The organism is Persicitalea sp., from assembly GCF_041751555.1.
Taxonomy (GTDB): Bacteria; Bacteroidota; Bacteroidia; order Cytophagales; family Spirosomataceae; genus Persicitalea.
Genome location: NZ_JBGSXF010000284.1, coordinates 1 through 6,701 on the forward strand (window position 1 = coordinate 1; position 6,701 = coordinate 6,701).

At 53.9% G+C, this 6,701-nt stretch carries 4 protein-coding genes; 2 read left to right on the forward strand and 2 right to left on the reverse strand.

Translation table 11 applies throughout. From position 1 onward, the window contains the following. Nucleotides 1–296, forward strand: a 296-nt coding sequence (locus ACEW8P_RS09960; protein ID WP_373512936.1) for a DUF1456 family protein, incomplete at its 5' end; no start/stop codon positions are given. Nucleotides 297–383: 87 nt separating this feature from the next. Here the strand turns inward: ACEW8P_RS09960 and ACEW8P_RS09965 are convergent. Together ACEW8P_RS09965 and ACEW8P_RS09970 are read right to left on the reverse strand one after the other, a co-directional pair. Beyond that, nucleotides 384–3,191 carry a M16 family metallopeptidase gene (locus ACEW8P_RS09965; RefSeq protein WP_373512937.1) on the reverse strand — a complete coding sequence of 936 codons (2,808 nt, stop codon included), beginning with the start codon at nucleotides 3,189–3,191 and terminating at the stop codon, nucleotides 384–386. A 139-nt stretch (nucleotides 3,192–3,330) separates the two neighbouring features. Next, nucleotides 3,331–5,562 carry an FUSC family protein gene (locus ACEW8P_RS09970; RefSeq protein ID WP_373512938.1) on the reverse strand — a complete coding sequence of 744 codons (2,232 nt, stop codon included), beginning with the start codon at nucleotides 5,560–5,562 and terminating at the stop codon, nucleotides 3,331–3,333. Between the two features lie 125 nt (nucleotides 5,563–5,687). Here ACEW8P_RS09970 and ACEW8P_RS09975 point away from each other — a divergent pair. Beyond that, nucleotides 5,688–6,701 (forward strand): alpha-L-fucosidase (locus tag ACEW8P_RS09975; RefSeq protein WP_373512939.1); only part of this gene is annotated, 1,014 nt, incomplete at its 3' end.

Genomic DNA, 6,701 nt, shown 5'->3' on the forward strand with positions numbered 1-6,701 from the left:
GCGGCAAGAAAGACGGCGAGGAACCCATAGCCGAGAAGAAAACGAACAACAACCTCGTGCTGCGTAAGCTAAAAATTGCCCTGAGCATGGACGATACCGATATGCTCGACGTCTTCGCCCTGCCGGGTTTTCACATCAGCAAGCACGAAATCAGTGCGTTTTTCCGCAAGCCCGGCAATTCCCGCTACCGCGACTGCAAAGATCAGATTCTGCGCAATTTTCTGGTTGGGCTGCAAATGAAGTACCGGCCGGGGGATGAGGAGGGCTTCGGCTCCGCTCAGCCTGACAATGTATAAAAATTGCGAAAGCCCCACTAGAAAACGGGCCTTCGCAATTTTAGAAGACAGCCGACAGCCTTGTCACGCTGAGCGTAGCCGAAGCGACTACTTCTCCGGCATCAAAACTACCTTGATGAAATTACTATCGTCGAGGTACTTCTGCGCGGCAGCTTTGGTGCTGGCGACAGTCACTTCTTTCAGGTGCTTTTCTTCGTTGAAAACTTCCAGGAGGTCTTCATTTTCAAATATCGCGTTGTCGAGGTAGCCACGCCAGAATTCGTTGGTTTTCAACTGCACCTGCGTTTGGCGGCTGGTTTCGGCCACGAATTTCTCGATGTCCTTTTGCTCGGCACCGTTCTTTTTCAACTTCTCGATCTCTTCCTTCGTGCGCTGTACGAGTTTGTCCACATTTTCGGGCGCACAGCCGAAGCCGATCGACATCCGATAATGGCCGCTGGGGTACTTATCGGTCGATTCCGACACGCCCACGCCATACACGCCGCTTTCCTCCTCACGCAGGGCCTCAATGAGTTTGATTTGCAGCACTTCCTGGATGGCCTCGATCTGGACGTTGTTTTCGGGGTTGTAGTCGTAGTCGCCCGTGTACATCAGCGATACGCGGCTCTTGGGTTCCGTTCCCTTATATACCGTTCTTTCCACGCGTCCCTTCATGGGACGGATGTCCGGGTCGTTATAGCTGTCATCGCGGTCGGTCGAGGGTAGGCCTCCGATGTACTTCTCGATCATCGGCTTGATTTCGTCCACTTTGAAGGCACCGACGAACGTGAAGACGAAGTCAGAAGCGTCCTTGAAACGGTCTTTGTAAATCTCCATCGCCCGGTCGAGGTTCACCTTGTCCACGCGCTCGGGCGTCAGGGGTTCGCGGCGCGGGTCATAACTGGTCATTACGGCGTTGAGCGTGTCCGAGAAAATCTTCTCGGGCGTAGGCGTCTTCATCATATTCTCGAGGTACGACTTCTGGCTCGACAGAATGCCTTGCGCCACGGGTTCGTCCTTGCGGGGCGCGGTGAAGTAGGCGTACATCAGTTGCAGGGCCGTTTCGAGATCCTTAGGATTGGTACTTCCCGACACGCCCTCCGATAATTCGCTGACGTAGGGACGTACGTTGACAGTTTTGCCCGCCAGGAATTTCTGCAATTGGGTTTGACTGTAACTACCCACGCCTCCCGAACCGATCAGGTAGCTGGCAAAATCGCCCGTTTCCAGATCCTTTGGGAATAGCGACGTGCCGCCCTTACCCGTGGCTTTAAAGAGGATTTGGTCATTCTTGAAATCGGTCGGCTTCAGAAGCACTTTTACACCGTTGCCCAGCGTGAGTTCAGTCACGCCCAGGCGATCGTCGAGTTTTTTCTCCGAAACTACCTTGGTGCCTTTGGGTTCGGTCGGCAATAGCGGCTCGTCCTTGGTGTCGTCCACGTAGGCGGTCACATTCTTGCCCGCTGTGGCGAGTAGCTCCTTCACTTTGGCCTCGGTAGGTAGCTGATCTTTGGCTTTCTCGGGGCCGAGAATCACCACCGCGCGGTTCTTGTCAGTGATAAACTGGCTGGCGAGTTTGTTGACCTCCGCCAGCTTGATGCCGTCAATTTCTTTTTTGACGAAATCCGATTGAAACTCAATTCCGGGTGCCGAGCCGTCGTTCAGAAAATTATCGATGTATTGCTGCACGTAACGATCCGAGCGCGTCTTGTCCTTTTCTTTCAGGCTACGCTCGATACCATTGAGGTAAGAACTCTTGGCCCGATCCAGCTCCGATTGCGTAAAGCCGAATTTCTGTACCCGAGCGTTTTCTTCGAGCAGTGTTTGCAGCGATTTTTCTACCCCGTCGGTGGTCTTAGCCAGCGCGATAGACGTAAAGGCATCGAGGTCGCCCAGGAAGCCACCGTAGTTGCCGCCACCGAACAGAAAAGGCGGGTCGGCCTGCCGGGTGAGTTCCTGCAAACGGGCCCCAAGCATGGCGTTGAATAGTTGGTAACTTAGTTGGGTACGAGCGTCTTTCAAGGTTTTTTCCGTGAACTCTGGCTGCTTATAAATTACCTGCACCAGGTTCTGCGGATACTCGGCGTCGGTTACAATGGCCACGTTGGTAGCGCCATCGAGCGGAATTTTGTAATCAGTGCGTTTCTTGGGCGTCTTAGGCATCGGGATGCTGCCAAATTTGTTCTTGATTATTTTCTCCACCTCGGCAGGGTCGAAATCACCCACCGCGATGACGGCCATCAGGTCGGGACGGTACCAGTCGGTGTGGAACTGCTTCAATACTTCGGGTTTGAAATCCTTCAGAATGTCGTCCTTACCAATCGGCAAACGCTCGGCGTAGCGCGAGTTATTAAGGATCATCTTGAAATACTGGTCACGCATCCGCTGCTGCGCGCCCCGGCCCGAGCGCGACTCTTCCAGCACCACGCCACGCTCCTTGTCCACCTCTTCGGGATCGAACAGCGCGTTGTGCGCCCAGTCCTCAAGTACTTGCAGCCCCTTTTCGAGCAGACCCGCCGAGTCGGTCGGGATGGGTAGCATATAGACCGTCTCGTCAAAACCCGTGTAGGCGTTCAGATCAGCTCCGAAGCGAACACCGGATTTTTGCAGGAAATCGACCAGTTCGTTTTTGGGAAAATTCTTCGTGCCGTTGAAGTTCATGTGTTCCATGAAGTGCGCCAGGCCCTGCTGCTCGTCGGTTTCAAGAATAGAACCCGCCTTGATGGCCAGCCGTAGTTCAGCGCGATCTTTGGGTTCGACGTTCTTGCGGATGTAATAGGTCAGGCCGTTGGCGAGCTTTCCTTTCTTGACGTTCGGGTCGAAAGGAATAGGCTTCGAGAGATCGGTCTGCGCCAGTGCGGGAGCGGCTAAGACCAGCAGCAACAGCCAGATTTTGGGCAATAGAAAATTTTTCATTCAGGATTCGAATAGGATTGTGATTGTTTAACGTAAAAAGTTAACGAAAGAAATAGTTTAATTGTTGAAAAACAAGAGTTACTGATCTTTTAACAATTGATTGACAACAAGTTTCTGGTCTGCTCTTCGGGCTGAATAATCAGTCAGCAACTACGAAAGCGGGCGACTGATTAATTTTTGGCCGAAGTTTTTCCGTGATCACTTGCAGCTTGTGGGCATTTTCCAACCAGAACAATTCGTATGCTTTGGGCAAGTAGTCCGGGCTGTCGGCCCGTAAAAGCGCTTCGAGTTCGAGTTGACGGCGGGTCAACTCTTCCGAGTCGACGGCTTTCGATTCTTCTTTTGCATTTGCAATCGGTCGGGAAACCAGCGAGTCGATTCCGTCCAGCGCTCCCCGCAAAGCCTGGTTCACTCTTGCATCCTGGCAGCGGTAGTCGGGGTTGCGTTTCAAGAACAGACCTACATTAGTAATGAGCGAAAGTTGGTTGTAGATCAATAAAGCCGTTCGCTGCGTATTGTTCAGTAGCTCGGTCTGCCGGGGCGTTTCAGCCTGGGCGAGACGGTAGGAACTTAGCAAATCATCCGTTTCGAGAAAAGCCGATTTGCGTAGCAACTTATATTCCGTAATGTCCGATTGGCCCGTCCTAATTTGTTCCAGCACATTGTCCAGCAGATTACGATTGGCTCGGAGGGCTGCCGCTACGTCGTTGGGGAGTTTTTGTATTTCCCAAAACGGAAATATAAACCGCATAGCCAGCCAACACAGGCCAGCGGCCAGCAGCGTATCGAGCAGCCGGTAGTAAGCCGCATCCATGAAACCACGCTGTAGGTAGCTGTAAAAGAACAGGATAAAAAGCGTAAAGAAGCCAGTCGTGACTGCGTACTGTCGTTTAATAAATGAAAAGGCGAAGAACTGCGACCCCAAAAATATCGCCAGACTAAAATACAGCCCCGGCCGAAGAAGGTAGTAAATAGTCAGCCCCACCGCCACGCCCGCCAGCGTGCCGTACGTACGGTGGGCCAGCCGCTCACGCGAAAGGCTAAAACCGGGTTTTAGAATCACCAGCACGGTCAGCAGCGCCCAGCTCGGGTTGCCCAATCCCAGCGCGGTGGCCAAGTAGTAGGCCCCCGTGGCGGTCAACGCCATACGAAGCGCGTACCTGAAGAAGCTGGAATCGAGCGAAAGGTGACTGCGCAGGTAATCCCATTCGATGCTTTCATGAAGGGCGAACCGCCGCAGTCCCTCACTGGACAAGTCCAACTGTACCGCTTGTCGATTCAAAGTCTTACGCAGGTTGCGGAGTACCAGCAGTTCCTGCTCGGCATTTCTTTGGATCCTCCTCAGCAGGCGGTAGCTTTCCCCCACTTGTACCAGGCCACGCAGCGACTGCTTCTGACCATCGAGATATTGGGACAATTGTCGCACCGCCCGTTCGGCCGCCTCGTCGTGGCTTTGATTCACTGTAATTTGATCGTCGAGTAGTAAACGATTTTCCAGTTGACGAAGCTGCGCTTCGATACTGTTATTCAGTGTCTTCAGCCCTGGTTTCGTCGCTATTTTTTCGGGGCCATCCGGCAGCGCTTCCAGCGACGACACGCAGGCCGTCGCCAGTTCGAGCAAATCCACCAAATTGGCCAGAAAGTGGGTGGCGCGGCCCATGAATGTCTCGGGGTTGGTGATATTCATGGGCTCACGCAGCAGGACTTCGCGTATTTGCTGGTGCGCCGCCAGGATTTCCCCCTGTTTTTGGGACAAAGCCAAAAGTACTTCATCCTTGGAATGGTCGGAATCCAGGAGATCATTCTGCTTGCCGAAGTAGTCAGCCGTTAGGCTCAGGCAGGCCTGCAGGCGTCGTCGAAGTTGCCGGGGGCGCTGCAAGGGGTGCATCAGCAAAGCGTACAGGATGTACCAGGCGGCTCCCAGTAGCAGAAAGCCCGCTTTCTGCAAGCCATCGGCGAAGGTCGGGACGCTGGATGACAGACTGAGCCCGATCATAACCGAAAGATTGAGCAGCAGGGCCACAATGCTGAAATTGGGTCGAAACGGGGAAAGGAAGTTGATGACAAACAGCACGCCAAAAAGCAGGAATGCATTCAGCCAGGGGTAGGCTTTGGTCTGGGTAAAAACTAAAAAAAGTACCGCCGACAGCACCCCGGAAACCAGCATGAAAGTGAGCTTTTTGGGCAGGGCGATGGGGGTATCTATCCCAAAAACGAAAGTGGCTCCTAAGAACATGAAAAGCCCCAACTGATTGTATCCCAAAGCTGTACATACCAGAAGAGGCAGAGAGGCTCCCAGCAGAAAGCGCAGGGCTGATTCCGTGTCCTCGGCGGTAAGGTAGTTTTTGAGCATCACGTCTTTTTTTGTCAAAAGTACGTCGGATTGTGGCTGCGCGGGGAATCGCCCCCAAAGTTTCCGGCAGGTATCAGTAAAAACGACCTCAGAAATAATCTCTATATTTACCTGATTCTTACCTTAGTCTGATCACATACCCGATGAAGAAAGCTTTTATCTTAATTCTGCTAGCCACTCAAAGCCTGTGGGCGCAGGTTCCTCCCAAACCCTACGGCCCTACCCCATCGCCCCGCCAACTCATGTGGCACGAGGTCGAACAGTACGGCCTGATTCACTTCACGCCCACCACGTTCGAGAACAAGGAATGGGGCTACGGCGATGCCGACCCGGCCATTTTCAATCCCAAAGAATTCGACGCCAACCAAATCGTGCAAGCCGCCAAAGCGGGCGGACTCCGGGCGATCATTTTTGTCGCCAAGCACCACGACGGCTTCTGCCTGTGGCCGACCAAGACGACGGAATACAATATTTCCAAAAGCCCCTTTCGCGACGGAAAGGGCGATATGGTGAAAGAAGTGGCGGACGCCGCCCGCGCCAACGGCCTGAAATTCGGCGTCTACTGCTCGCCCTGGGACCGTAACAATGCCGCTTACGGCACGCCCGAGTACCTGGCCATTTACCGGGCGCAACTCGAAGAACTTTACACCAATTACGGCCCGCTGTTCATGTCGTGGCACGACGGGGCTAACGGCGGCGACGGCTACTACGGCGGCGCCAAGGAAAAACGCAGCATCGACAACACAACTTATTACGGCTGGGACTCGACCTGGACGAACCTGACGCGCAAGCTTCAACCCGACGCCAACATTTTTAGCGATATAGGTCCTGATGTGCGCTGGGTAGGCAACGAAAAAGGCACCGCCGCCGAAACGCACTGGGCCACCTTCACGCCGCAGCCACCCAACGGCGTCAGCGAAGCCGTACCCGGCCAGGCCAATTACGAGGACAGCCCAACGGGAATGCGTGATGGCAAATTCTGGATTCCCGCCGAGTGCGACGTACCACTGCGACAGGGTTGGTTTTACCATCCTGATCAAAAACCGAAGTCGCCCGACGAGCTTTTTGATTTGTACCTGAAAAGCGTCGGACGCGGCGCGGCCCTCGACCTGGGCCTGGCTCCTGATACCCGCGGCCTGTTAAGCGACGATGACGTA

Excerpts from the sequence above, each read along its gene's own strand:
- ACEW8P_RS09965 (WP_373512937.1), bottom strand. The coding sequence starts at position 3,191 with ATGAAAAATTTTCTATTGCCCAAAATCTGGCTGTTGCTGCTGGTCTTA.